We start from the raw sequence: 24963 nt of genomic DNA, 5'->3' as shown, positions 1-24963 counted from the left end.
TGTTCCTGTTGGCTGTTGATTCATTAATTTTTTATTTAGGTATTTAACAAAGGTAATCAGGATGAATAAAACCACTATTATTTTATCTCAGCAGGATTTAGATCGTCTGGAAACCATGCTTGAGCATCAGACCAAGCTGAGCGAAACCATGATTCGTCTGGAAGATGAACTGGCACGTGCTGAAATAGTTGGCCCCGCGGAGATCGCAAGTAATATTGTCACCATGCATTCGCGTGTGTTACTGACTATTGCACCGTCTCCAGAGCCTGTGGAAGTCACACTGGTTTACCCACATGAGTTTAAAGGTGATAAAGGTCAGGTAAATGTGATTGCACCGATAGGCGCAGCCATTCTGGGCTTAGCCGAAGGTCAAACCATTGAATGGCCACAACCAGATGGCCACACCATGAAAGTGACCATTGAAAAAGTGCTTTATCAGCCAGAGAGTACCGGGGATTATCTCTGATATTGTCTTGAACGCATGCTCAAAAGCCATAGTAATATGGCTTTTTTGATCTATGACTGATGTTCAAGAGTTTCACCTGGCTAAACTAGCAGTACAGCAAAATTTATCAAACACATTTGCTTTCATTGTAAAAAATATAATTAAAATAAAGATAAAACATGGATTTAGTTAAAGTGATGTAACGAATTTCTGGATAAATATACACAACGTGGTCTGTTTTTTTGCTACATTCGTGGATATTCAAGATTTTTATTTAATCTCTCTAAAAGGATACAGTCTCCGTCATGTCGCGATTTGAAGCTTTACCCGCCTTGACTGACATGTCTTTTGATCGTGAAGAAATACTGGCGATCAAACGTAATGAACTTGTGCCTGTACTGAGCCATCAATATGGACTGAATCATTATGCGGATTCTCTGATTCAGGCACAATCGGTGTTATTAAATGGGGTCGATCCGCATTTGACCCAACAGCTGAGCCAGACCATTGAGCAATTGATTCAGGCTTTGGCAGAATCTAAAAAATATCTGAAAAAACGTAAATTTAATGCACTACAAAAATGGCTTGGGATCGATCTGGATTATGGTTCGAGTCAGGTTGAATATTATCAGCGACTGGACCGTTTACTCGATCAAGCCGATCACTTAAGTCGTAAGTTACAGATTGAAATCCAGAAATCTCAGGCCCGTTTTCAGCAGCTTTTGGGTCTACGTGAGCAGATGGCCAAGCATATTGTCGCGGCAGACGAGTTTTTATCAGAATATCCGCTGTTCATCAAAAACCAGCATCCACTGGATAACTTTTCTGAACGGCTTTCCAAGAAAATCAATACACTGCGTACCTTGCAAAGCAGTAATGACATTGCCATTACCCAGATGCAGCTTTCACAGCAGCTGTCCTTTAGCTTATTGGACCGCTTTAAAGAAGCGCAACAGGTCTTGATTCCGGCCTGGCAATATCATGTCCAACAAAGCCAGAGCAAGCACTCGACAAGTGATCTGGAAAAACTTGATAATAGCCGTGAAAGTCTGATTAAAACGTTAAAAAAATCCCTCGAGAAACCCTCGAAAACATAACAATATAAGGTGAACCATGACCAAGTCTGATTTAGTAAATTTACCTGTTGAAAGCTCGAATGAACTGGTCGAACAAAAATTTCAGCAAATGGATCTGAAAGAACTGGGCTTGCAACCTGCTGACTTTCAGGAAGTACTGGCAGCACGTAAAGAATTGCAGGATATGAGTCATAACAGCGTGGCTGAGTATGGTAAAAATATTGCGACCAAAACCTCGACCTATACTGATGAATTACTGAATCTGGTCCAAAATAGAGATCTGGATGCGACAGGGCAGAAACTGAATCAGGTGGTGCAGGTGGCCCAGCAACTGAATACCAGCAGCATTTTAAGTCAAAAGAAAAGTTCAGGTTTTTTTGGCAATCTCCTTAGCAAGTTCAAAGGTGCAAAAGGTAACTTTGATGCACATTTCAATACCACCAAAGAGCAGCTCGATGTGCTGGTCAAAGAAATTGAAACCTCGCAGTCCGGTTTGAAAGCGCGTGTAGATACCCTGGATAAAATGTTTGACGGGGTACAGGATGAATATAAACAGTTAGGCGTACATATTGCAGCCGGCCGTTTACGTGAGCAGGAGCTACAGCAGGAAATCTCCGCTTTAACCGCTTTGCCGCAAGATCAAACCACAACACAGAAAATTTATGATCTGAACCATCTGGCCAATAATCTGGAAAAACGGGTCAGCGATTTGCAGGTTTTGCAGCAATCTGCCATGCAAACCTTGCCGATGATCCGGATTATCCAGTCCAACAACCTGATGCTGGTCGACAAGTTTTATGCCATTAAAAATATTACTTTACCGGCATGGAAAAACCAGATCAGTCTGGCCATTTCTCTGAGCGAACAAAAAAACAGTGTCCAGCTGGCCAATACCATTGATGATACCACCAATGAACTGCTGCGCCGTAATGCAGATCTATTGCATCAGAACTCTGTCGATACCGCAAAAGCCAATCAGCGCTCCGTAATTGATATCGAAACGCTTGAACATGTGCAAAACACCCTCATTAAAACAGTCAATGATGTGATACAGATTCAGAAAGAAGGTGTACAAAAACGCACAGAAGCAACCGTGCGTTTAAAGGCTTTACAGGATAATCTGAATCACTTGGTGATTGAGTCAAGTACGAGCGGATCAAAGCCCAACTAAATATTGTGGTTGAAGATCTAAAAGGAGTAAAGATTGCCTCCCTTAGATGAATATGCGGTGTCTCCTGGTGAGATCAAGCAAGGCGTGGTTGCGCTCAAGAAACGTCAACGCAATTTGATGTTATTGGGTATCACCAGTTCTACGGTATTTATTGCCTCCATCATTGGTCTGTTTTTTCAGCAGGAACTGGTCTATGGCTTTTTTGGCCTGAGTACCGAAGTGCAGCAGTTACATTTACCGGTCAGTGTAGATGCCACGCTGGCCAGCATTGGTGATAGTCCGGATTATTTTTTTAGTTTGCTGAGCTGGTTTGGCTGGCTGATTATTAAAATTTTTGCTTCTTTTATCGGTGCATTTTTTATCATTGGCCTATTAAAGAAACTGCGTTTCTTTTATGTGCGCTTTCAGTCTTTTGTGCTGAAATTTGTCGCCTGGCTAATTGCCTTTATCGTGATCTGGTCGGGATTAACTTACTGGCAGCATGATTTACGGAATGACCGGGATGATGCTTATCAGCAGGTGGTGTATTACGATAGCAATATCAATGACAGTGAAATTGCACGATACCTCGCCGATTCAGAGATTGCCGCACCGGTAAAATCTTATTTACTGGCACAAACAGCACTTTTGCATAAACCGCAAGATTTATCGGCTGCAAAACCTTATGTATTCAATCTGGTAGAAGCAGAAAAGCAGGATGCAAAATTTGAGCAATATGGCTTTAAGCCGGAACAACTCTGGACCATGCAGCAACAGATCTATGGTCAAGCCATGACACCGGTTGCCAAGAGTGTAAATACGCAAGTACAACAGGCAAACCAGTTGAGTCAGATCACCTATCTGGTGATTATTGGAGTGGCCATTTTATCGGCATTTCTGAGTTTGGTTCTGTTCTTCTTGGCCAATTCAATCAAAGGCCGATCCTTGCGTATCGAGCAACGGATAAATTAATATTTTAGAAATGCTCCTGTTTAGGAGCATTTTTTATCTGCTGATGAAACAGTATAAAAATTAAAAATTAAAAGTTGAAATACCAAAAATAATTATCAAACCATTGATCTAAAAAAACGATTTATAATATAAAAACAAACTGTTTTACCTATTTTGATTTATGCACTAATATCGCTTTATCAAATAAACATTTACTCCTTTGGAGACGTTAGCCATGTTAGACCAAAATACTTCAGCTCAATTAAAAACACTACTCGAACGTCTGGAAAGCCCGATTGAACTGGTTGCGACTTTAAATGATTCCGACAAATCTGCAAAAATCAAAGAACTGGTTGAGGAAGTGGCTGCATTATCTGATTTAGTCACTGCACGCTTTGACGGTACAAACCAACGTGCTCCAAGCTTTGGTATTGCCAAAGCAGGTGAAGAGCCACGGGTCTACTTTGCAGGTCTGCCAATGGGGCATGAATTCACCTCACTGATTCTGGCTTTACTGCAAAGCTCTGGTTATGCACCGAAAGTATCTGCTGAAGTTTTAGAGTCGATTAAAGGCTTAGGAATCAAATCTGATTTTGATGTATTTGTATCACTCAGCTGCCATAACTGTCCGGATGTGGTTCAAGCCTTAAACCTGATTGCAATTTACAACCCGGGCACAACAGCCACCATGATTGATGGTGCCTTCTTCCAGGATGAAGTGGAAGAACGCAAAATCATGGCGGTGCCGATGGTGTTCCAGGACAACCAGCATATCGGTCAGGGTCGTATGACTTTGGAAGAAATCGTGGCAAAACTGGACACCAACTCTGCAGCAAAAGAGGCTGAAAAGCTCAATGCCAAAGATGCCTTTGATGTACTGGTGATTGGTGGTGGCCCTGCAGGGAATACCTCTGCGATCTATGCTGCACGTAAAGGCATTAAAACTGGAATCGTGGCTGAACGCATGGGCGGTCAGGTCATGGACACCATGGATATTGAGAACTTTACCTCGATTCAGAAAACCCAAGGACCTAAGTTTGCTGCTGAAATGGAAGCACACGTACGAGAATACGGTGTTGACATCATGAACCTGCAACGTGTATCCAACATCAAAGGTGCTTCTGAGACTGCAAATGGCTTGGTTGAAGTCACTTTAGAGAATGGTGCCAAACTGGAATCGAAAACAGTCATCCTGTCTACAGGTGCACGCTGGAGAGAAATGAATGTTCCGGGTGAGCAGGAATACAAAACCCGTGGTGTGGCCTACTGCCCACACTGTGATGGCCCTCTGTTTAAAGGCAAACGTGTTGCGGTAATCGGTGGGGGTAACTCAGGTGTTGAAGCTGCGATTGATCTTGCAGGGATTGTAGAGCATGTGACTTTGGTTGAGTTTGATAGCAAACTGCGTGCGGATCAGGTATTGCAAGACAAATTAACAAGCTTGCCAAACACCAAGGTGATTAAAAATGCCTTGTCGACTGAAGTGGTGGGTGACGGTTCACAAGTGACTGCACTGAAATACAAAGACCGTGTAACAGATGAAGAGCACACCATTGAACTTGCAGGAATCTTCGTACAGATTGGTTTGTTGCCGAATACCGATTTCTTAAAAGCAACAGCGGTAGAACTTTCAAATCGTGGTGAGATCCTGATTAACGAACGCAACGAAACCAATGTGAAAGGTGTATTTGCGGCGGGTGACTGTACTACTGTTCCGTATAAGCAGATCATCATTGCCACAGGTGAAGGCGCGAAAGCATCACTGTCTGCATTTGATTACATCATCCGTTCAGGTCAGTAAAAAATAACACCAAGGTTCCCCAAAACCTTGGTGTTCGATCTCGATTATCTTTGTTATACCTTTTTATAGGAACTCCGGACGCTAACACCAGAGTTCCTTTTTTTATTGTTATATTTGCTTCCTTTTTTAGATCAGCCAGAAGCATCCCCAATTGCTTCTGGCTGTTTCTTTCCTCTGTACTGTTTTTGTTCTGACTCTTATTATTCAGCCTTCCCCAAGGTTGTCTTTATTCAATGCAATATTTATTCCAATGTTTGATCAGTACTTAAGACTGGAACAAATTCAAGACTTTAAATTTTTCTAACAGTTGCTCTTGCGTCTCTACATGCTCAGGATGTGGCACAATGCACTCAATTGGGCATACATCTACACAGGTTTGGCGCTCATAAAAGCCGACACATTCCGTACAACGGTTCACATCAATCTCATAGACTTTCGCACCCTCATAAATCGCATCATTTGGACATTCTGCTAAACACATATCGCAATTGATGCATTTGTCGGTAATCAGCAGCGCCATGTTTAACTCGCCTGATAAGCCAGTGACGATGCCGAAATATCTATAGTCGATGTCGGCAGATTGCGGATGAGCAGTGCATATTGCATATCTACATCTGCTGGAACCGGAATCTCGACGATATGACCTGAGCCTTTAGCCTCAGAAATCAGATTGCCTTTTTTGTCTTTCATTTCGGTTAAAAAAAAGCTGATATTGCCTTGAGTCGTCATCAGCTCTAAGGAATCACCCACGACAAAACGGTTTTTTACATCAATTTTGATGGAGTTACCGTTACGTTCTAAGACTTCACCGCAGAACTGTTGATGGTCAAAACTTGAAGAGCCATTTTCATAATTGTGATATTCACTGTGCACATGACGGCGCAGGAAACCTTCGGTATACCCACGATTGGCCAGACCTTCTAATTGCGTCATCAATGCTGGGTCAAATGGTTGGCCCGCAAGCGCATCATCAATGGCCTTACGATAGATTTGTGCGGTACGGGCACAGTAAAAATAGGATTTGGTCCGGCCTTCAATCTTCAAGGAATGTACCCCGACCTTGATCAGACGATCGACATGTTGTACCGCACGTAAGTCTTTAGAATTCATGAAATAAGTGCCATGTTCATCTTCTTCGGCAGCAAACATGTCTTCATCATTACGTTGTAATAATACCGGTTCATCAAATTGATGCTGTGCTTGCATATGTGCTTCGTCGGCATCTTGAGAGCAGCAGCCTGAATCCAGATTTTTCACTGGAATCACATCACCAGTTTCATCTTCCTTCGCATCCAGAACTTTGTACTCCCAGCGGCAGGCATTGGTACACGCACCCTGATTGGCATCACGTTTATTCATATAACCAGACAGCATGCAACGGCCGGAATAAGCCATGCACAGCGCACCATGTACGAAAACCTCAATCTCCATATCCGGTACTTGCTGTTTAATCTCAGCAATTTCTTCAATCGATAATTCACGTGACAGAATCACGCGCGTGAGTCCCATATTTTTCCAGAATTTTACCGTTGCCCAATTCACTGCATTGGCTTGCACAGACAGATGAATATCCATTTCTGGAAAATGTTCACGCACCATCATGATCAGGCCCGGATCAGACATGATCAGCGCATCCGGCTGCATCGCCACCACAGGTTCCAGATCACGAATAAAATTTTTCAGTTTGGAATTATGCGGCTGGATATTGACGACCACATAGAACTTTTTACCTAGCTCATGGGCTTCTTGAATGCCAATCGCCAGATTGTCATGATCAAATTCATTATTACGAACGCGCAAACTATAACGCGGCTGACCTGCATAGACTGCATCTGCACCATAGGCGAAGGCATAGCGCATATTTTTCAGTGAACCGGCAGGTGAGAGGAGTTCAGTAACGGTCGTCAGGCTCATGATGGAATCGAAAGACATATAAAAAGTACGGCTTTATTCTAACCATCTAAAATTTGGATTCAACCCAGTAAATTACTCGGAAATAAGCCATTTAGAATAAAAAGAATGTTTTATTTTGAGTGAAATGAAGCACTAAAATTATTCAATATTCAATTATTTTCAGTCTGTTCGAGCATTTTTAAAATCTGGCAATGATCAATGGTGGTCGGGACATTACAACTTTTGCGAAGTGCAATCAGCTGTTGTTCGAATAGCTGTAATTCCCTAATTTTTTTGGAGATATCTTCTAAATGCTGGTCGATGAGCTGATTCACTGCACCGCATTCCTGCTGCGGATTCTGTTCGAGTTTAATCAGGGCTTCAATCTCTTTTAAGGACATGTCCAAAGCACGACAGCGTTTGATAAAAAGCAGCCTTTTCAGGGCTTCTTCACCATAATAACGATAGCGATTACTTGCTCGAAAATTCGGCTGTATCAAGCCTTTCTTCTCATAAAAGCGAATGCTATCTGTGCTTAAAGCAGTCTTTTTGGCTATTTCTGAAATTAAATAGACCGACATTGCTCGCTCCTGCTTGACCTTGGAGTTAGTCCATAGTTTCTAATTATTTTAACTCATTTTTTGCACGAAAGTATGGAAGATCAACATGGCCTGTAGCTGTAGTCATGAACCTGCTCCACCCAAACCTGACAGTAAGTTTAGAACGGCGTTATGGATTGCCTTGGTGGTGAACCTGACTTTATTTGTGGTAGAACTGATTGGTGGGGCCTATGCACATTCATCGGCTTTGTGGGCCGATGCCTTGGACTTCTTTGGTGATGCCGTCAATTATGGCGTCTCTTTGGCGGTCATCGGTGCAAGTCTGTACTGGCGCGCAACAGTCGCCTTGCTCAAGGGAATGACCATGGCCTTATTTGGCTTGGTGATCATGGGCAAAGTCATTTATGCCTATCTGCAAGGCATTCCGCCAGAGGCACTGACCATGGGCTTGATTGGCGTACTGGCATTGCTGGCAAATGTATTTACGGCAGTCATTCTCTATGCTTTTCGCGAAGGTGATTCCAATATGCGGTCAGTCTGGCTGTGTAGCCGAAATGATGCCATTGGCAATGCTGCCGTGATTCTGGCAGCAGTCGGGGTTTTTGGTACAGGCAGTCTGTGGCCAGATATAATAGTGGCGATGATTATGGCGAGTCTTGGTTTAACTGCGGGTTATCAGATTGTGAAGCAGGCACTGGCAGAACGGGCATTAGGACATGAGTCAGCCTGATTCTGAATATTTAAGTTTAATCATAAAGAAGCTGCTTAACGGGCAGCTTTTTTATGGCCTGTATATTTTAAATAGATGAAAAATAAAGCTTTACAAATCCACTAATTTTAGAAAGAATCATCCGCGAAATTTATAGAATAGCAATATAACTTAACCATTTAATTTTTATTGTTTTTGAGGGGGGACAATGAACTTCATAAAACTACTTTCACTTGCGGCCATGGTGCTGATGACGGGCTGTAGCTCTATGGTCATCACTTATGATGCCACCGGTCAGGTGATTGGATCATGTAAAGCAACCCGCGGTCTGCTTTCAACTGCAAGTGCCCATTGTGGTGGTTCAGGTAATGCGATGGGTGGGAATTACAATAGCGTGGATGCCAAGACGGGTTTGTTGCCAGCACTGCCAAGTCAAAACCAGATTAATTTAAAGCCATAAAGAATACAGGGGAATATCATGAAATTATCAGCACTTATTGCACTGGCACTGGTATTAACAGGCTGTGCATCGACAGTGACTACATTTGACTCACATGGCCGTATGATCGGTTCATGTAAGGCAGAAAGCGGTTTTATCATTGGTGGTGGCGCAGGCTGTTCTGGTTCTGCCAATCAGGAAGGCCGTGATCGTTAATTTTTAACCCCGATCCAAATAAAAAACCGAAGCCTGAAGCTTCGGTTTTTTGACTCTGAATTTTTAGATCAGATCTTATTTTTCAACGAATGCACGTTCAATCACATAATCACCCAGAACACCCATTTTCGGTGATTCTTTCAGACCATGCTGGTCAAGCAGCGCAGCTACATCGTCCAGGAATGCTGGGCTACCACATAGCATGGCACGGTCAGTTTCCGGGTTGAAACGTGGCAGACCAATTTTTTCAAACAGCTCACCGGTTTCAATCGCAGTCGTTACACGGCCCTGATTCGGATATTCTTCACGGGTTACAGTCGGGTAGTACACTAATTTTTCTTTCGCGCCGAGTTCAGAGAAGAATTCGTGATTTGGTACTTCATTCAGAATCAAATCTTGATAAGCCAGTTCAGAGATAAAACGGGTACCATGAACCACAATGATTTTTTCAAAACGTTCGTAAGTTTCAGGATCACGAATCGTTGCCAGGAATGGCGCCAGACCTGTACCAGAAGACAGCAGGTACAAGTTTTTACCCGGATTCAGGTCATCGAGTACCAATGTACCTGTCGGTTTTTTAGAAACCAAGATTTCATCGCCGACTTTTACTTTCTGTAAAATCGAAGTCAGTGGACCATCAGGCACTTTAATCGAGAAAAACTCTAACTCTTCTTCGTAGTTGGCGCTTGCAATTGAATATGCGCGCATTAACGGCTTGCCATTGACTTCAAGGCCGATCATTACAAACTGACCGTTTTTAAAACGCAAAGCAGTGTCGCGAGTCGTTTTAAAAGAGAATAAAGTATCATTCCAGTGGTGGACGTGAGTAATCTTTTCGACGTTAAAAGCAGCCATTAAAGGTCTCAATAAATTATCAAATTAGAACAGCTTGCTATTCTAAACTAAATCCATTCTCTATAAACTGAATATATTTAATTGAGCTTATCAAAAAAAGTGATGATGAATGAACTCACACTGCCGATAATTGGCTATATGCATTCTCCCTACCAAGAAAAATTTGGCATTCCTCGTCAGCCCAATCTGGTTCAGGTTGAAAGCTATATTGAAATGGTCGGTCCCTATAATGACCTGTTGGCATTTGAAGGAATTGAGGCCTTTAGTCATCTCTGGTTGATCTGGCAATTTCATGAAAATAAACATCAGGATACGAATAAATTCCGTCCTCAGGTACGTCCACCACGTTTAGGCGGTAACCAGAAGATCGGCGTATTTGCCACCCGAAGCATGTATCGCCCGTCGCCCATAGGTCTCTCCGTGGTGCAACTTAAAGAAGTTAAAAAGGTCGGCAAGAACGTACGGGTTTATCTGAATGGAAGTGATTTGCTGGATGGAACGCCGATTGTAGATATCAAGCCTTATATTCAATATTCAGATGCCATAATTGATGCACAGAGTGCCTATGCGCAGGATGAGCCTGATCGTAAGAGCGTCATCTGGACCGAACAGGCAGAGCAGCAGAAACAGCAGTTACTGTTAAATGGGAAAATTTCTGTACAGCTTGTTCAAGAACTTGAACAGGTTTTGTCTTTAGATCCAAGACCGGCTTATCAGGATGATGAGGGGCGGATTTATGGAATGAAATTTGCGGATTTAGATGTGAGGTTTTTGGTAAGAGAGTTATCTGTTTATATATCAGAAATAGAATATATTGAATTGTGATTGAAGAAACTAAGATAAGCGTATCTTATATACGCTTATCTCTAGTCATATTTTACTTCAATTTACGATATTTATCAATTTCTTGACTAGCAGTAGAGTTGAAAACAGTACATTCTTTTTGTAAAGATTGAATATATAACTCTTGTTCTAAAATTTCCTCTGCATCTGTAAGTTTATCAGACTTAAGGTCTTTTAAAATTTGTGTTTCAATTTCAATTTCTTTATTTAAAGAGTAATAGATACCTGATTTATTGTACTCGCCCATACGATATTTATTATCAACTTGCACAAGAGCACTAATATATTCATTTGGGTAAATTGAATTCGAGATGAAAGCGTTATAACTACCTAAATTTATAGTTTTATATCCTTCAGAGAATATGTTCTGGAAACTATCATAAGTCTCATATGGATTTTTATACATCATAATGAAGTCTTTACTCGAAGATAAACTTAATCCTCTTAAGCACTTTGAGCCATTTGGAAATGTCTTGCCTTTAAGTTTGGAAAGATAAAATTGTGCGAAATCACCATAATTATCCAGCTTAGGTTCTAAAGAGACTAGATACAGATGAGTATCTATGTATTCACCCAATAGTTTACCCGATAGATCGACTAACTCATATTTTTCAGTTAATTGAAGGCCTGTATGTCCAATTTTAGAGGATGGAATATAAGTTTTCTCAGTCACCGAGTTTTTTAGAAGTGATCCAATTTTATAGCCTAATTCAGGATCTTTATTTAACTCTAATTCGTACAGACCTTCATTGGTTAAGTAATCACCAAAAATATACAGTTCATTTATATCAAGATTTTCCATATCTTTTAGGTTGCTTAAATAGTCTACACGGACATACTGCGTATCTCCTTTACTCGTAAAAGTGAGTTTGTCGAATAAATAATCGGAGCCAGTAAAATATGAAGGAGAATAGGCAGACCATTCAGAATCATTTGTTGTAGTATTTCCAGTTCCAGTTCCAGTTCCAGTTCCAGTTCCAGTTCCAGTTCCAGTTCCAGTTCCAGTTCCAGTTCCAGTTCCAGGGTTTGAATCAGAAGAAGAGGAGCCCCCACCACAAGCACTTAGCATGAATGCACTAAAAATTGCGAGTGATAAATTCTTAAATTTCATAAAAATCCCTATAAAAAATCGTAGTAATAAAATTGTTTTTTAAAATAAAGCAGACTAATTATAGCGAATAAATATCAAAATTAAATTTGCAAAATATATAAAAATTAAATATTTAAATATACTTAACAATCAAAATACCATCCACCACAAAATACCAATCAACACCGCCATATGCAAAATCTGTACTGGCGCAAAGTACAGGGAAAATTTGAAACCACCCGTTACAGCAGCATTGACTGACTTGGCTACAGCATGTGCGCCCAGCCCCAAAAGCAGGGCATAGATCAGCCGGGTATTGGATGGATCTCCTTGAATGACCACGCTTGCCATTGCGGCATGAATTTCAAATAAAGATGCGAACAAGGTACCTGCCAGCAAACCCGCATCTCCTAGTAATAGCTCTAGCCCATAAATTCCAGCCTGAATCAATGTCAAGGTGACTGCAATAATTACCGCCTCCTTCAGGCTAAACATCTGACTATCTTCTTCCTTTGCACAGTTCTCCGCTGGCTTGGCTTTACGTAATAGCAGAAATGCACAAGCAGCCAAAATGGCCATCGCAACCAGAGAGGGTAAAATCAGAATTTTCAACCAGCTCCACGACACCCCTCCAACGACAATAAATAACAATATCAGGGTCGAAATACAGGACATGAGTGCTGCGCCTGCATTGGATTTAGCATCGACCTCACCTTTGCGTACCTGTAGACCTAAATGGGCAATGGTCGCAGTACTGGAGACAAAACCTGAAGCAAGGGAGGATAGCATGAGGGCATTTTTACTGGATAAAAGCCGTTTGGCCACGTGAGCAAGTGCCTGTACCACCAGAATTAAGCTCAATAGTCTTAAGATCAGGTGCGGGTTGAGGACTTCTCCCCATAAAGGCGTGTCGGGTGTTAGTGGCAGGCCGATCAGAATCAGGGCAAGTAATAATAGCCCATCTCTAAACTCTGCTTCGGTAATCCATTGTCCGGCAATATTATGCAGGGAGTGTTTGGCCATCAGAATAGTCGTCAGCATGACCGCGAGCCCTGCGGCCAAGGGGATATTCCAAAGACAGATTGCCCCAATAAAATACGTCATGAGAAAGGCGAGTTCTGTGGTAATGCCAGGATCTTCAGGCTGATTTCGGATTGAAAAAATCACCATGCCACCCACAATCAGCGCACCAGCAAGCCCAATACTCATACCGAACAGGAAGCATAGCGCACCCAATAAGGCACAGATGGCAAAAGAGCGTAAACCGGCAAAACTGGGTTGATGTTCACGTTGTTTATGACGCTCTCGTTCCAGGCCAATTAACAAGCCACAGCCTAAAGCCGCCGTCAGGATGGCCAGAAGCTCCTGAAAAGAGCTACTGCTATTCAGGGGTACCGCGCTAAAATCCAAGTTTCACCTCAGCCACCTAACAAAACATGCTGTTTGAAATATAGGCGATTCTTCTAGAGCGCGGCAAGCTGGAAATACAGTAAAGATTGAATAACGGTCGAGGCATCCCAGTATTTTTAAATCCATTCAGCAAAAGTCACTGACATTGCTAACTGGGTAATGCGAAAAATAACAAAAACTTGTTATAGTGAAGGCAGATTTGGGGATTGATAACAATGAAATTTGACTTTGAAATTGATACTGCCTGGTGTTTAGACCAACTGTTTAAAGATGGTAAAATCAGTGAACGTGACCGGATGCTGGTACAGACCACCCATCGTCAACGTGAACAATTAAAATGGCATCCTTTACAGTGGCTGGCCAACTTCAATCTTATTGATCAATCCCATCCGCAAACCACATTGACCTTGAACCGCTTATGTCAGTGGCTGGCCGAAAAAACCGGATTAATGTTCTATATCATCGATCCTTTAAAAGCGGACGTACAGGCATTGACCCATGTCATGTCACAGGAATATGCACTACGTAACCATATTCTGGCCGTTGAGATTCAGGCCGATAAAGTTCTGATCGCGACCGATCAGCCGTATAAGACTGAATGGGTCTCTAATCTTGAACAGAATATTTCCCCGAAAAAAATCCAACGGGTGCTGCTGAATCCAGAACAGTTACAACGATATATTGTCGAATATTATCAGGTCAGCCGTGCAGTCAGTGGCTCACAAAAATCCTCGGCCTATGACCGGGAAAATAAAGGCGTCGAAGCCTTGCTACAACTGGGTGATTCGCAAAATCCGGATGCCAATGACCAGCATATTGTCAAACTGGTGGACTGGGTGCTGCAATTTGCCTTTGAACAGGGTGCCAGTGATATTCATATGGAACCGCGCAAAGGTACGGGCAAGATTCGCTTTCGAATCGATGGGGTGTTGCATACCATTTATAACATGCCGGCCAATACGCTGACAGCGGTAATTTCCCGGATCAAGATTCTGGGCCGGATGAATGTGGCAGAAAAGCGTAAACCACAAGATGGCCGTCTGAAAACCCGAACGCCGAAAGGACAGGAAACCGAATTGCGTCTGTCGACCTTGCCGACCGCATTTGGCGAAAAACTGGTGATGCGGATTTTTGATCCGGAAGTTCTGGTCAGAAGTTTTCAGCAACTCGGTTTTGAAGGGCATTTACTCAATGACTGGAATAATCTGACCAGTCACAGTCACGGCATCATTCTGGTCACCGGGCCAACTGGTTCTGGTAAAACCACAACACTGTATTCGACCTTGAAGCAGCTGGCGACGGAACAGGTCAACGTCTGTACCATTGAAGATCCGATCGAGATGCTGGAACCGAGTTTCAACCAGATGCAGGTCAATAACGGTATTGAACTGGGCTTCGCCGATGGCGTGCGCGCGCTGATGCGTCAGGATCCGGACATTATCATGGTCGGTGAGATTCGTGATCAGGATACTGCCAATATGGCGATCCAGGCGGCACTCACCGGGCATCTGGTCTTATCTACCCTACATACCAATGATGCGCCGTCGAGTCTGACCCGTTTGCATGATCTGGGCGTGCAACCTTTTCTGACCGCAGCCACCATTCTCGGGGTATTGGCGCAGCGTCTGGTGCGTAAACTCTGCCCACACTGCAAGCAGGAAAGCTTCCTGAATGAACAGGAATGGCAGCATCTGGCGGCAGACTATCCTTTACCGCGTCCGGAATTTGTTTTTAAAGCCGTAGGTTGTGAGGAGTGCCGTCATACCGGTTATAAAGGCCGGATTGGTATTTACGAATTTATGCCCCTGAGTCTGGAAACCAAGCAGCTGATTGGGGCCGACGCTAACTTAAACCAGCTACGCCAGCAGGCAAAAAAAGAAGGGGTAGAACCGCTGCGTATCGCGGGTGCGCGTAAGGTCGTAGAAGGAATGACCACACTGGAAGAAGTATTGAGAGTGGTACCTTTAAATTAATTTTTAAAGATGAAGCAATCTTAAGTTTCAATTCATCTTCGGCTGTTTTAATAGCATTATCGAAACAAAGCACAGATACACAAAGAGGTATACGCCATGAAAATGATGATGAATACAGTTTTAGCAGCCGCACTGATGGGTTCAATTGCGACAGCCGCAGTTGCAAGTAATGAAGCCGTGAATCAACCCGTGGTAAATCAGGCTGCTTTTGCGAAAACGATGACAGTGCAACAGGCCTTGGGCATGAAAGATGATAGCAAGGTTCAGCTTAAAGGCTATGTGGTTAAAGCGGTTGGTGATGAAAAATATCAGTTCCGTGACAGCACAGGCAGCATTACCGTAGAAATTGATGATGAACTGTGGCAAGGCAAACCGATTTCAGCCAAAACGCCAGTGACCATTATCGGTGAAGTGGATATTGACTATAAACCGGCAAAACGAGTTGAAATTGATGTCGAGCAGCTTCGTTTCTAATTCTAATATGAGCAGATGAATTGAATCTGAAGCTTGCTCTGGATTCAAAAACTGTAAAAAACCACATGCAAATCATACAAAAAAGCATGTGGTTTTTTTGAGTCTGGAGATTTTTCAGGGCAAGATAGAGAGATTGGCAAAGCGGAGCACAGCATGCGTATTCTTTTGGCAGAAGATGATCAGTCTCAGGCAGAAAGTATTCAGACCTGGCTGGAAATGGACGGCTATGTGATTGACTGGGTCGAGCGTGGCGATCATGCCATTTTGGCCATCGAACAGCATCAATATGACTGCGTATTACTGGATCGCGGACTACCACATGCGACTGGAGATGACATTCTAAAAAGCTTACGCAGCACACAGAAAGATACACCGGTGATTTTTATTACTGCCCGGGACAGTATTGATGACCGGGTTGAAGGTCTGGATTTGGGTGCCAATGATTATCTGGTCAAACCTTTTAGTCTGGAAGAGCTTTCTGCCCGGGTGCGCGCGCAGTTAAGACTGAAACAGCAAACGCCAAATCATATTCTGAACTGGCAAGATTTAAGTCTGGACACCCAGGCCAAGGTGTTGAACAAGGTCGGTCAGGTGATTGATCTGACTGCGAAAGAATTTCAGATTTTATATAAACTGATGCAGCAGCCAGAACATGTCATTACCCGCGAGCAACTGGAGGAATCGCTATATGCCTGGGGGGATGAAATTGAAAGTAATGCCATTGAAGTGTTTATTTACCAGTTACGTAAAAAAATTGGCAGCCAGATGATTAAAACCATCCGTGGTTTGGGTTATCGCATGCATAAACCCGAGGCATAAATATGTCTGCACCAGTCTCCCTGCAAACTCGCCTGATCAAGAATGCCATGCTGAGCTCCATGCTGGCAGGATTGTTGGCGTGGTTGCTGTTACTCGGGGTTTCAAGTTATCAAGCCATTCAGCTGCATGATGATTTGATGGAACAGATTTCCGAGCTCTTACTTGGTGATATCAGACAGGCCAAAGGTGATCAGGTCGATGAAATCAGCGAGCAATTCGATATTCAATATGCGCTATTGCTCAATCAGGATATTTTGACCACGTCCATCGATGATGATTTGATTAACAGTGTGCGGGTTAATGAACACAGTGGCTTTCAGTTTGCTTATGAAAATGGCCGTTTTATCCGGATTTTAACTGCTAAAGAGGATGGCTTGCAGGCCAAAGTACTGCAGCCTTTATCGGTACGTTTTAACGAGTTATGGCAAACCACCTTCAGTTTTGCCGGAATTTTACTGATACTCTGGTTATTGCAATGGCTGATTTTACATGTGGTCGTGAAACGTCAATTACAACCTCTAAATAATATTTCCCGCGCCATAGGTTCCAAGTCGGCCGAAGATTTAAGTCCGGTCAACAGTCCAGATCCTGAAATCACGGAATTGCAACCAATTGTGCAGCAGTTAAATGCCATGCTGAATCGGCTGGAAAAATCACTGCTGGCCGAACAGCGCTTTACTGCCGATGCATCGCATGAATTACGCTCGCCGCTTTCTGCCATTCAGATGCGTTTGCAGGTATTGAAACGTCAATATCAGCATGATGCCCAGTTGCCGCAAGCCCTGCAACTGATTCAAAATGATGTCAATCGTGGTACGCAAGTGCTGGAGAATTTACTCTTATTGGCACGTCTGGATCCTGAAAAAGCAGAGCAGTTGCCGCAACAGGCCGTAAATCTGAAAATGATTGTTCAGGAGGTATTACAGGCCTTGCAGCCTTTTGCCGCAGAGAAACAGATCAAATGGCAGCTGAGCATAGACGATGGCCAGATCATGGCAAATGCAGAATTAATTTTTAGCTGCATTCGTAACTTGGTGGATAATGCAATTCGCTATAGCCCAGAACAAGGTAGGATTGAGATAAAAACCGATGTTGATGCCGCAGGGCGTTTGCGCTTAGTGATTGAAAATTCGGGAACAGGCATAGCAAGGGAAGTATTGGTACATCTGGGAGAACGGTTTTATCGTGCTTTAGGCACACGTACCTCAGGATCGGGTTTGGGGCTGTCGATTTGTCGTAAGATCATGCAATTACACGCAGCAGAAATTGAGATTGCGGCCTCTGATTTGGGCGGACTGAAAGTTATACTCAGTTTTGCCAAATCGTAATTCAGTTCGCTAAAAAAGCAGTATGCGCTGATTCATACTGCTGGTTCCCACGTTTATTATGATTAGAGTGTTATCGTTATTTTGTGAGGATCAGGCGATTATTACGGGTCAGGCGTAAACGGTATTCTTCACCAGCATGCATGATTCTAATTTCACGCCCAAGTGCGAAAAGATTATTTGAGTGCAGCATGGGTAGTGCATGATGGCTATCGTTATTACGGCTAAACAAGCTAAAAGGTGCGTTCATTCCATCGACTCCGTGGTATCTGTTTTGGATTGATTTAAATGATAATCATTATCGAATAGGTCTGTCAATGAATAATTCTGTAATTTATAAAATAGAGCAATTTGCTTACAATCTGTAAAACTTCGAGTGCAGTAAAATGATGTCTAAACCCAATATTCATGTTGCGATTTCAATCTTATTTCATAAAAATCAAGTGCTTGTGGGGTGGCGAGAAGCCAGTCAGCATCAAGGCAACAAATATGAATTTCCAGGTGGAAAAGTAGAATCGGGTGAGCAACCGGTTGAAGCCTGTCGACGTGAAGTGCTGGAAGAGGTCGGGATTGATCTGGATCAGTGGCATGCATTCGATTTTATCTGTCATGAATATGAAGATGTCATTGTCAACCTACATATATTTCATGCGTCAGTGTCTGAGTCACAATTGTCAGGAATTCAACCACCCTGGAGCTGGTATGCGCGTGAACAGCTGAGCAGTCTGAATTTTCCCAAAGCCAACCAGTCCATGCTGCAAAAGCTGCAATGGCCACAACGTATCAAGATCGCAGATGATCTGGCGATTTTACATCAACTTGATCCAGATCAGATGCTATATTGGCGCGTTGAAATCACACCTGAACGGGTCATACAATTACAACAGCTTCCGATTGAGCTGCTTTCCAAGCTAATAATTAATCAGGAGCTCTGGTCACAGCTTAACGAATTGCAACAGCAAACGATTCGCACCCTTCACCTGAAACAGTCCCAGTTAGTGGCCTTGCAAGCCGGTCAGTTACTGCGAGGCTATCGTTATATTGCAGCTTGCCATGATCTGGCGACATTACAGCAGGCTGAACAGATTGGCTGTGAGGCAGCTTTGCTCAGTCCGGTGCTGGCGACACCGACACACCCGGGTACTGAGACATTGGGCTGGGAGCAGTTCCAACAGCTGGCAACCCAGGTACAAATTCCGGTATTTGCCTTGGGCGGGCTGAAAACAGAAGATCTGAGCTATGCACAAGGCCGGCATGCTTATGGTATTGCAGGTATAAGCAATATATAAGTAAGCTGCTTTTTATTGGTAAGTTATAATTAAGATATTAAAGTTTTTTTAAAGCCTGCTGGGCATTTTGAATGGCTTTGGTGTCTTTTTGCTGTTGTGCAGCCTTTAAACGAACCTGCCAGAGCTGTTTCTTCATCGCATTTGATTGCGCATAGCTCAGGCCACGTAATGCAAAAGCATCTGCACGTGCAGGCTGATTTTTGCGGTTCGCAATCATGCCCAGGTACAGATAAGTTTCAGATGCTTGAGGTGCCAGGCGCTGGGCTTGTACCGCTGCTGCTTCGGCCTGAGAAAATTGCTGTTTGGCATAGGCCTGCTGGGTTTGCTGCATAAGACGCTTGAAAGCAGGCAGATTACGGCCATCATCAAATTTCTGGTTTTTAGGCTTTTGCTCAGGAATTACAATTTTCTGGCGTTTGATTTCAGGACGGTCATAAGGCGTAATCACGATGCCGTCTGGGGTCTGTGGTTTAGGCTTTTCTGTTGCAGGTTTGGCTGGAGCAGCTGGCTCTGGCTCAGGAAAGCTTTGGCAGCCCATCAAACTGAGGATGAGCAGGCCAGGGATGATTTTTTGTAACATAAACATAGACTCAATTAATGGCTATAACTTCCACTCGAGATAATACGGGTTTCATTCGCGAGATCTCGTTCTATTTCTGTTTCACTTTCTTGTATATAACGACTGATATCGTCCTGTTCGGCATCAGATGACTGAGGTTCTGAATCGATATCGTAAGGTTCAGTCACATATTGGGAGATACCGCAGGCGGTGGCCTGATTTGGCAAGGCATGACGTGAAATCGGAATATACATGGCACCTTCACAACCTTGGGCAGATAAATGACCGGTATAACGATCCAGCCAATGCCATTGAATTTCATTGGGTTGTGGCAGATTGACAGGTTTCTGGCGGAGCTGTTTCATGACATTGATCCAGACCGGAAGAGCACCCGAGGAACCGGTTAGGCCAGTGACTTTATTGTCATCCAGACCGAGCCAGACCACCGTCATATAGTTACCTGAATAACCGGCAAACCATGAATCACGGCTATCATTGGTGGTGCCTGATTTACCTGCAAGATTCAGATTACTCGGCAGACTGTTATAAGCTGCGCGGCCTGTACCACTCGACATGACCTGTTGCAGGCCATAATTCAGGGCATAGGCTGAAGCCGGGTCAATGGTCGGTTGTACGCTTAAGCTATAACGGTCGAGTATCCGTCCATTGGCATCGACCACAGAACGAATTGACTTGGTTGGATATTTAAAGCCACCTGTGGCGAAGTTACCATAAATATTCATCACCTCCATTGGCGACATATCCACCGCACCTAAATAAATAGACGGATAGGATGGAATATCGGAAGTGACACCAAATTTTTTCAGATGATTAATGAAGGTAGACAGACCAAATTCTTGTCCTAAACGTACAGTAGACAGGTTATAGGATTGTGACAGCGCTTGTGACATCGGTACGACACCATGTCCACGGCCACTGTAGTTTTTCGGCGTCCAGGTCTTACCATCACTTTGCACACTAATTTCACTGTCTTCAATCGGACTGGCCCAATGGTAACGATTTGATTCCAGTGCACTCAGGTAAATCACAGGCTTTAATAATGAACCCACCTGACGTTTGGCATCTACTGTACGGTTAAAGCCGGTAAAGTCTTGAGTCGAGCCGACTGCTGCAACCAGTTCACCATTTTCCGGATGCGATACCAAAACTGCACCCTGCAAGTCTTTTAAACGGCCCGGATTAGATTTGGTTAAACGTGCGACTGTCTGCTTAAAACTGTCCTGAATTCGGGTTTGAGCCAAAGGATCCAGCGTGGTGAAAATACGCAGACCCTGATTGGTCAGGTCAGTTTCCTGATAGTCAGTGCGTAATTGACGACGCACAATATCCAGGAAGTCCGGGAAACGTGCAGGGCCCAAGGTTGGTTTTGAAATCACGTTCAATGGACGTGCGGTTTCTTTTTCATATTGTTCTTGGCTTAGATAGCCCATCACCAGCATATTATTCAGGACGATATCACGGCGTTTTTTCGCACTTTCAGGATTACGCCATGGGTTATATAGACTCGGGCCTTGTACCAGACCGACTAAAAAAGCCTGCTGGGAAATATTCAGTTCACGCAGTGGCAGACCAAAATAAAACTGAGAAGCCAAGCCATAACCATTAATTGAATAGTTACCATTTTGGCCGAGATTCACTTCATTTAGATAAGCTTCCAGAATTTCATTCTTGTCATAATGTAATTCAACCAGCATGGCCATAAAGGCTTCATTGACTTTACGCTTTAAGGTACGCTCAGGCGTTAAATAGAAATTTTTCACCAGTTGCTGGGTTAAAGTCGAGCCACCCTGACGTTTGCCACCGGTAATATTACTGACAACAGCACGTGCAATACCGCGTGGAGATACGCCATGGTGTTCATAGAATTTACGGTCTTCAGTTGCGATGAGCGCTTCGATCAATGGTTTAGGCACTTTATTCAGTTTGATCAGTACCCGGTCTTCGTTATGCTGTGGATAAATTCCACCAATCAATAAGGGTTCCAGTCGGGCAATACCGCTAGAAGATGGCTTGGTGGCGCTGACCTCAGTCACTTGGTTAGCATTAAAACTCACTTTCAGAACTTGTTCCGGTTCAACCCGATCACCAAAATCAAAGCCACGGGTATGTACATATAAAGTATTTCCCGTAGTGACAAAATTGCCCGACTTGGCATAACTATCCGAGTTTTTATAACCGAGTAATTTTAATTCTTGTTGGAAATCCTGCTGACTGACTGGGGCATTGACGTACACTTCCATTGGACGTGCGAAAACTTTCGCCGGAATATCCCAGCGTTGACCTTCAAATTTTTCGCGTACAATATTATCTAATTTAATCAGGTAAATACTAAATACGACAAAGATGGAAATGACTAAAATCGAGAAAATTAAGGCAAAAAACCCCATGCCACGTTCAGATTTCATAAATACTTATAAGATCCTGTGAAATTGTGCTAATCATGCGAAGCTTTTAATCATTTTGCAATATTTAATCAATAAATGCGCTTAAAATTAAAATCAAAGCCCACAATTTCTCCTTAATTCAAATATATTTCAAATAATTTGCGACGAGCTAGCATCCTGTTATAAATTATCATCCAGGTATAGCTTAATGCTATGATATGCAAGATCCGTAGCGGAGCGACGACACTGGTGCAAATTTCCCATAAAACCTTTCGAAATATCGGGTTAATAGGACGTCCTGATAAATCATCGGTGGTTGAAACCTTATGTCTTATTCATGATCATCTTCTGAATTTAGGCTTACATCCTGTTTTTGATGCAGCGACAGCTGAACTCGTTCCATATAACAATACCCAAACTGTCAGTCGTGCTTTACTTGGTGAAGTCGTTGATCTGGTCATTGTGGTAGGAGGGGATGGTTCGCTTTTGCATGCAGCACGCGCACTGGTCAAGTACAATACTCCTGTGATCGGCGTTAACCGGGGGCGTCTGGGATTCTTAACCGACATTAAGCCAACCGAAGTCATCTTTAAGTTGGATCAGGTGTTAAAAGGTGATTTTCAGACTGAGCGACGTTTTTTACTCGAAGTCGAAATTCGCTCCAAAGGCGAAGTGATTTACGATGCGATTGCACTGAACGATGTGGTACTGCATTCAGGAAAATCGGTGCATATGATCGATTTTGAACTGAATATTGACGGACAGTATGTCTATCGTCAGCACAGTGATGGCCTGATTGTATCGACGCCGACCGGCTCTACGGCTTATGCACTTTCTGGGGGCGGGCCAATTGTCCATCCGAGTATGGATGCGATTGCGCTGGTGCCGATGCATCCGCATACCTTGTCTTCACGCCCGATTGTGGTCGGTGGACACAGCGAAATTAAATTACTGATTCGTGAAAATCGCGTACTGCCGATGGTCAGTGCGGATGGACAACACAGTGTGTCTTTGAATGTTGGCGATAGCGTCCATATTCGCAAGCATCCCTTTAAACTGAATCTTCTGCATCCACCGGGCTATGACTTTTATAATGCCTGTCGAACCAAACTGGGGTGGAATCAGGACTTTGATTATTTTAAGCAGGATTAAATCATGAATATTGAACAAATGCTTGCCGTACTCAATCCTGAGATTGTTGAACGCCTAAGAACAGCAATTGAAATTGGAAAGTGGCCAAATGGTGTAGCCCTAACTCAGGAACAACGCCAGACTTGTATGCAGGCAGTCTATGCCTGGGAAATGAAAAACTTGCCTGAAAATGAGCGCAGCGGTTTTATCGATCGCGGTACTAAAGAAGAAGGCGAGGAATGTGATGATGATCATCACAAGAATGAACCGGAATTCAAGCCAATTCGTTTTGTCTAAGCACTGAGGTCGAGTCAGTCGAAAGATATTTAAAAAAGCATTGTTCAATGAAGGAACAATGCTTTTTTTCTACACATTTCAAAGTTTAAACGGTGTGACGATTCACCCATAATTCTTTGGCTTTTTGCATCGCAACTTCATAGCTTTTACATGCACCCATGCTATACAACGCAATGCCCATGGTTTCCGTAACCGCAATCTCGCCATATTCATGGCTTTGCTGACCATCCCATACTGCTTTAAATAAGGCCAGATCCAGTTCTTCCTCAACCGGACTACGATTGTCAGTCAGTTTCGGTAGTTCATATTCGTACAGTTCGCCATCTTTAATACCGCAGATCAAAGTTTTGGCATCCGGATTACGCTCAAATTCGCCCCCTTCACCTTTAATTACCGCACTATTTTTATAACCTAAGCGGAAAGCCGCCTGTTGGTGCGAACCCCGATACGCCGGATGGAAAATTGCTTGCAGCGTTGCTTTGGCATTAAACGGGTTAATTAAACGAGCCAGCGTATGAATCGGGGAGCGCAGTCCCATTACATTTCGTAGGCCAATCAGATCTGCCAGAATCGGAGAAATCACCTCTAACGGGATATAGGCAAAATGTCGTTGCTGTAATTGCTGCTCCACTTCATCATCATTTTGACAGATTGGATAGCCTAAGCAAGTTAACACTTGTTCGGTATAAACCCGGTTCATGGTATGACCAGCGGCACCATGCATCACAATAGTATAACCATGCTTGGCCAACGTCAGTGCTGCCAGAATAAACCATGGATAATGCTTGCGCTTGCCTGCATAAGAGGACCAGTCCAGATCGACATCCAGCTGCTTAAATTCAAGCTGGTCGCGTGTGGCCTGAACAAAACCGGCTAACTCATCTACAGACTCTTCTTTGACCCGCAATAACATCAAGAACGCCCCTAGCTGCACATCGAGCACTTCATCTTTCAGAATCATGCTAAAGGCTTGATAGGCTTCATCATAGCTGAGGGAGCGGGCGCCATTTTTTCCTTTCCCCACGATGCGTACATATTGGGCAAAGGGATGTTCGAAATCTTTATAAATATTTCTTTTGGTATTCATAACTTATACAGCTTGCAGCAAATATTGGGGTCAATGAGGAGGGTCTAAAATTAACAAAGCTTTCAGTATACGGAAAACAGGCATTTAAATCTGATTATCGACTAATGTCTAATTCAATGCGAGCAAAAAGCAGGCAATTGCATAAGACTTTATGCACATTTAATGG

Annotated in this window: 26 protein-coding genes; 16 read left to right on the top strand and 10 right to left on the bottom strand. The window is 43.3% G+C overall.

The genetic code is table 11. The features are described 5' to 3' along the window. Positions 1–61 precede the first annotated feature (61 nt). From rnk to ahpF, 5 genes are all read left to right on the top strand, one after another. Complete coding sequence (gene rnk, locus FTU42_RS03005; protein WP_005097501.1) at positions 62–466, top strand: nucleoside diphosphate kinase regulator; 405 nt, start codon at positions 62–64, stop codon at positions 464–466. A 284-nt stretch (positions 467–750) separates the two neighbouring features. Further along, a complete protein-coding gene (locus FTU42_RS03000) occupies positions 751–1542 on the top strand; it encodes a hypothetical protein (RefSeq protein ID WP_005097500.1) in 792 nt (263 codons plus the stop codon). Positions 1543–1558: 16 nt separating this feature from the next. After that, positions 1559–2692: a toxic anion resistance protein gene (locus FTU42_RS02995; RefSeq protein WP_180083006.1), complete on the top strand. Its 1134-nt coding sequence runs from the start codon at positions 1559–1561 to the stop codon at positions 2690–2692. A gap of 33 nt (positions 2693–2725) precedes the next feature. Then, entirely contained in the window at positions 2726–3643 is a 918-nt protein-coding gene (locus tag FTU42_RS02990; RefSeq protein ID WP_074383319.1) for a hypothetical protein, read from the top strand. A 214-nt stretch (positions 3644–3857) separates the two neighbouring features. After that, positions 3858–5423: an alkyl hydroperoxide reductase subunit F gene (ahpF, locus tag FTU42_RS02985; RefSeq protein WP_180083005.1), complete on the top strand. Its 1566-nt coding sequence runs from the start codon at positions 3858–3860 to the stop codon at positions 5421–5423. 265 nt (positions 5424–5688) lie between these two features. On the opposite strand, the gene FTU42_RS02980 is transcribed toward ahpF, so the two are convergent. From FTU42_RS02980 to FTU42_RS02970, 3 genes are all read right to left on the bottom strand, one after another. Beyond that, the gene (locus FTU42_RS02980; protein ID WP_005097495.1) at positions 5689–5943 is read right to left on the bottom strand and encodes a YfhL family 4Fe-4S dicluster ferredoxin; all 255 of its coding nucleotides are present in this window, start codon (positions 5941–5943) and stop codon (positions 5689–5691) included. Positions 5944–5945: 2 nt separating this feature from the next. After that, positions 5946–7355, bottom strand: a complete 1410-nt coding sequence (yegQ, locus tag FTU42_RS02975; protein WP_180083004.1) for a tRNA 5-hydroxyuridine modification protein YegQ — start codon at positions 7353–7355, stop codon at positions 5946–5948. A 131-nt stretch (positions 7356–7486) separates the two neighbouring features. After that, a complete protein-coding gene (locus FTU42_RS02970; protein ID WP_005097491.1) occupies positions 7487–7897 on the bottom strand; it encodes a Cd(II)/Pb(II)-responsive transcriptional regulator in 411 nt (136 codons plus the stop codon). 85 nt (positions 7898–7982) lie between these two features. On the opposite strand from FTU42_RS02970, the gene FTU42_RS02965 reads away from it, so the two are divergent. The 3 genes from FTU42_RS02965 (at position 7983) to FTU42_RS02955 (ending at position 9240) form a co-directional block, all read left to right on the top strand. Next, the gene (locus tag FTU42_RS02965) at positions 7983–8606 is read left to right on the top strand and encodes a cation transporter (protein ID WP_100329024.1); all 624 of its coding nucleotides are present in this window, start codon (positions 7983–7985) and stop codon (positions 8604–8606) included. Positions 8607–8793: 187 nt separating this feature from the next. Then, the gene (locus FTU42_RS02960) at positions 8794–9045 is read left to right on the top strand and encodes a hypothetical protein (protein ID WP_180083003.1); all 252 of its coding nucleotides are present in this window, start codon (positions 8794–8796) and stop codon (positions 9043–9045) included. 18 nt (positions 9046–9063) lie between these two features. Continuing rightward, entirely contained in the window at positions 9064–9240 is a 177-nt protein-coding gene (locus FTU42_RS02955; protein WP_005097486.1) for a hypothetical protein, read from the top strand. A gap of 75 nt (positions 9241–9315) precedes the next feature. Here FTU42_RS02955 and FTU42_RS02950 read toward each other — a convergent pair whose 3' ends face one another. Next, positions 9316–10095 carry a ferredoxin--NADP reductase gene (locus FTU42_RS02950; RefSeq protein ID WP_005170205.1) on the bottom strand — a complete coding sequence of 260 codons (780 nt, stop codon included), beginning with the start codon at positions 10093–10095 and terminating at the stop codon, positions 9316–9318. Between the two features lie 105 nt (positions 10096–10200). Between FTU42_RS02950 and tsaA the strand changes: the two genes are divergently transcribed. Continuing rightward, complete coding sequence (tsaA, locus tag FTU42_RS02945) at positions 10201–10920, top strand: tRNA (N6-threonylcarbamoyladenosine(37)-N6)-methyltransferase TrmO (protein ID WP_180083002.1); 720 nt, start codon at positions 10201–10203, stop codon at positions 10918–10920. A gap of 52 nt (positions 10921–10972) precedes the next feature. Here tsaA and FTU42_RS02940 read toward each other — a convergent pair whose 3' ends face one another. Then, entirely contained in the window at positions 10973–12049 is a 1077-nt protein-coding gene (locus tag FTU42_RS02940; RefSeq protein ID WP_180083001.1) for a hypothetical protein, read from the bottom strand. Positions 12050–12178: 129 nt separating this feature from the next. After that, the gene (locus FTU42_RS02935) at positions 12179–13438 is read right to left on the bottom strand and encodes an MgtC/SapB family protein (RefSeq protein ID WP_180083000.1); all 1260 of its coding nucleotides are present in this window, start codon (positions 13436–13438) and stop codon (positions 12179–12181) included. A gap of 215 nt (positions 13439–13653) precedes the next feature. Between FTU42_RS02935 and FTU42_RS02930 the strand changes: the two genes are divergently transcribed. The 4 genes from FTU42_RS02930 to FTU42_RS02915 all read left to right on the top strand — a co-directional run bounded on the left by FTU42_RS02930 (position 13654) and on the right by FTU42_RS02915 (position 18032). Then, the gene (locus FTU42_RS02930; protein WP_159138612.1) at positions 13654–15411 is read left to right on the top strand and encodes a GspE/PulE family protein; all 1758 of its coding nucleotides are present in this window, start codon (positions 13654–13656) and stop codon (positions 15409–15411) included. A 96-nt stretch (positions 15412–15507) separates the two neighbouring features. After that, the gene (locus FTU42_RS02925) at positions 15508–15885 is read left to right on the top strand and encodes a NirD/YgiW/YdeI family stress tolerance protein (RefSeq protein ID WP_005170210.1); all 378 of its coding nucleotides are present in this window, start codon (positions 15508–15510) and stop codon (positions 15883–15885) included. Positions 15886–16038: 153 nt separating this feature from the next. Next, the gene (locus FTU42_RS02920) at positions 16039–16704 is read left to right on the top strand and encodes a response regulator transcription factor (RefSeq protein WP_180082999.1); all 666 of its coding nucleotides are present in this window, start codon (positions 16039–16041) and stop codon (positions 16702–16704) included. A gap of 2 nt (positions 16705–16706) precedes the next feature. Continuing rightward, complete coding sequence (locus tag FTU42_RS02915; protein ID WP_005097475.1) at positions 16707–18032, top strand: HAMP domain-containing sensor histidine kinase; 1326 nt, start codon at positions 16707–16709, stop codon at positions 18030–18032. A 76-nt stretch (positions 18033–18108) separates the two neighbouring features. Here the strand turns inward: FTU42_RS02915 and hemP are convergent, their stop codons facing one another. Next, complete coding sequence (gene hemP, locus FTU42_RS02910; RefSeq protein WP_005170213.1) at positions 18109–18279, bottom strand: hemin uptake protein HemP; 171 nt, start codon at positions 18277–18279, stop codon at positions 18109–18111. 139 nt (positions 18280–18418) lie between these two features. Here hemP and FTU42_RS02905 point away from each other — a divergent pair, with 139 nt between their 5' ends. Beyond that, complete coding sequence (locus FTU42_RS02905; protein ID WP_180082998.1) at positions 18419–19318, top strand: NUDIX domain-containing protein; 900 nt, start codon at positions 18419–18421, stop codon at positions 19316–19318. 37 nt (positions 19319–19355) lie between these two features. On the opposite strand, the gene FTU42_RS02900 is transcribed toward FTU42_RS02905, so the two are convergent. Beyond that, positions 19356–19898 (bottom strand): tetratricopeptide repeat protein, encoded by a 543-nt coding sequence (locus FTU42_RS02900; protein ID WP_180082997.1) that lies wholly within the window; start codon positions 19896–19898, stop codon positions 19356–19358. 14 nt (positions 19899–19912) lie between these two features. Continuing rightward, on the bottom strand, positions 19913–22303 hold the full coding sequence (mrcB, locus tag FTU42_RS02895) for a penicillin-binding protein 1B (RefSeq protein WP_100355683.1): 2391 nt from the start codon (positions 22301–22303) through the stop codon (positions 19913–19915). Positions 22304–22495: 192 nt separating this feature from the next. Between mrcB and FTU42_RS02890 the strand changes: the two genes are divergently transcribed. Together FTU42_RS02890 and FTU42_RS02885 are read left to right on the top strand one after the other, a co-directional pair. Continuing rightward, positions 22496–23434 carry an NAD(+) kinase gene (locus FTU42_RS02890; RefSeq protein ID WP_005097467.1) on the top strand — a complete coding sequence of 313 codons (939 nt, stop codon included), beginning with the start codon at positions 22496–22498 and terminating at the stop codon, positions 23432–23434. Positions 23435–23437: 3 nt separating this feature from the next. Then, a complete protein-coding gene (locus FTU42_RS02885) occupies positions 23438–23710 on the top strand; it encodes a YeaC family protein (RefSeq protein ID WP_005097466.1) in 273 nt (90 codons plus the stop codon). Positions 23711–23795: 85 nt separating this feature from the next. On the opposite strand, the gene FTU42_RS02880 is transcribed toward FTU42_RS02885, so the two are convergent. After that, a complete protein-coding gene (locus FTU42_RS02880; protein WP_180040099.1) occupies positions 23796–24797 on the bottom strand; it encodes a glycosyl transferase family protein in 1002 nt (333 codons plus the stop codon). Positions 24798–24963 lie beyond the last annotated feature (166 nt).

It is taken from the genome of Acinetobacter sp. YH12102 (assembly GCF_013419125.1).
Lineage (GTDB): Bacteria > Pseudomonadota > Gammaproteobacteria > Pseudomonadales > Moraxellaceae > Acinetobacter > Acinetobacter pseudolwoffii.
The sequence above is the reverse complement of the archived record's forward strand: the minus strand, read 5'-3'. Positions and strand labels throughout refer to the sequence as shown.

Coding starts and splice junctions, on each gene's coding strand:
- FTU42_RS02920 (WP_180082999.1), top strand. CDS start 16,039: ATGCGTATTCTTTTGGCAGAAGATGATCAGTCTCAGGCAGAAAGTATT.
- FTU42_RS02900 (WP_180082997.1), bottom strand. CDS start 19,898: ATGTTACAAAAAATCATCCCTGGCCTGCTCATCCTCAGTTTGATGGGC.
- mrcB (WP_100355683.1), bottom strand. CDS start 22,303: ATGAAATCTGAACGTGGCATGGGGTTTTTTGCCTTAATTTTCTCGATT.
- hemP (WP_005170213.1), bottom strand. CDS start 18,279: ATGAACGCACCTTTTAGCTTGTTTAGCCGTAATAACGATAGCCATCAT.
- FTU42_RS02960 (WP_180083003.1), top strand. CDS start 8,794: ATGAACTTCATAAAACTACTTTCACTTGCGGCCATGGTGCTGATGACG.
- FTU42_RS02885 (WP_005097466.1), top strand. CDS start 23,438: ATGAATATTGAACAAATGCTTGCCGTACTCAATCCTGAGATTGTTGAA.
- FTU42_RS02940 (WP_180083001.1), bottom strand. CDS start 12,049: ATGAAATTTAAGAATTTATCACTCGCAATTTTTAGTGCATTCATGCTA.
- FTU42_RS02905 (WP_180082998.1), top strand. CDS start 18,419: ATGTCTAAACCCAATATTCATGTTGCGATTTCAATCTTATTTCATAAA.
- FTU42_RS02950 (WP_005170205.1), bottom strand. CDS start 10,095: ATGGCTGCTTTTAACGTCGAAAAGATTACTCACGTCCACCACTGGAAT.
- tsaA (WP_180083002.1), top strand. CDS start 10,201: ATGAATGAACTCACACTGCCGATAATTGGCTATATGCATTCTCCCTAC.
- FTU42_RS02880 (WP_180040099.1), bottom strand. CDS start 24,797: ATGAATACCAAAAGAAATATTTATAAAGATTTCGAACATCCCTTTGCC.
- FTU42_RS02890 (WP_005097467.1), top strand. CDS start 22,496: ATGATATGCAAGATCCGTAGCGGAGCGACGACACTGGTGCAAATTTCC.
- yegQ (WP_180083004.1), bottom strand. CDS start 7,355: ATGTCTTTCGATTCCATCATGAGCCTGACGACCGTTACTGAACTCCTC.
- FTU42_RS02970 (WP_005097491.1), bottom strand. CDS start 7,897: ATGTCGGTCTATTTAATTTCAGAAATAGCCAAAAAGACTGCTTTAAGC.
- FTU42_RS03000 (WP_005097500.1), top strand. CDS start 751: ATGTCGCGATTTGAAGCTTTACCCGCCTTGACTGACATGTCTTTTGAT.
- FTU42_RS02965 (WP_100329024.1), top strand. CDS start 7,983: ATGGCCTGTAGCTGTAGTCATGAACCTGCTCCACCCAAACCTGACAGT.
- FTU42_RS02980 (WP_005097495.1), bottom strand. CDS start 5,943: ATGGCGCTGCTGATTACCGACAAATGCATCAATTGCGATATGTGTTTA.
- FTU42_RS02955 (WP_005097486.1), top strand. CDS start 9,064: ATGAAATTATCAGCACTTATTGCACTGGCACTGGTATTAACAGGCTGT.
- ahpF (WP_180083005.1), top strand. CDS start 3,858: ATGTTAGACCAAAATACTTCAGCTCAATTAAAAACACTACTCGAACGT.
- FTU42_RS02930 (WP_159138612.1), top strand. CDS start 13,654: ATGAAATTTGACTTTGAAATTGATACTGCCTGGTGTTTAGACCAACTG.
- FTU42_RS02995 (WP_180083006.1), top strand. CDS start 1,559: ATGACCAAGTCTGATTTAGTAAATTTACCTGTTGAAAGCTCGAATGAA.
- FTU42_RS02925 (WP_005170210.1), top strand. CDS start 15,508: ATGAAAATGATGATGAATACAGTTTTAGCAGCCGCACTGATGGGTTCA.
- rnk (WP_005097501.1), top strand. CDS start 62: ATGAATAAAACCACTATTATTTTATCTCAGCAGGATTTAGATCGTCTG.
- FTU42_RS02915 (WP_005097475.1), top strand. CDS start 16,707: ATGTCTGCACCAGTCTCCCTGCAAACTCGCCTGATCAAGAATGCCATG.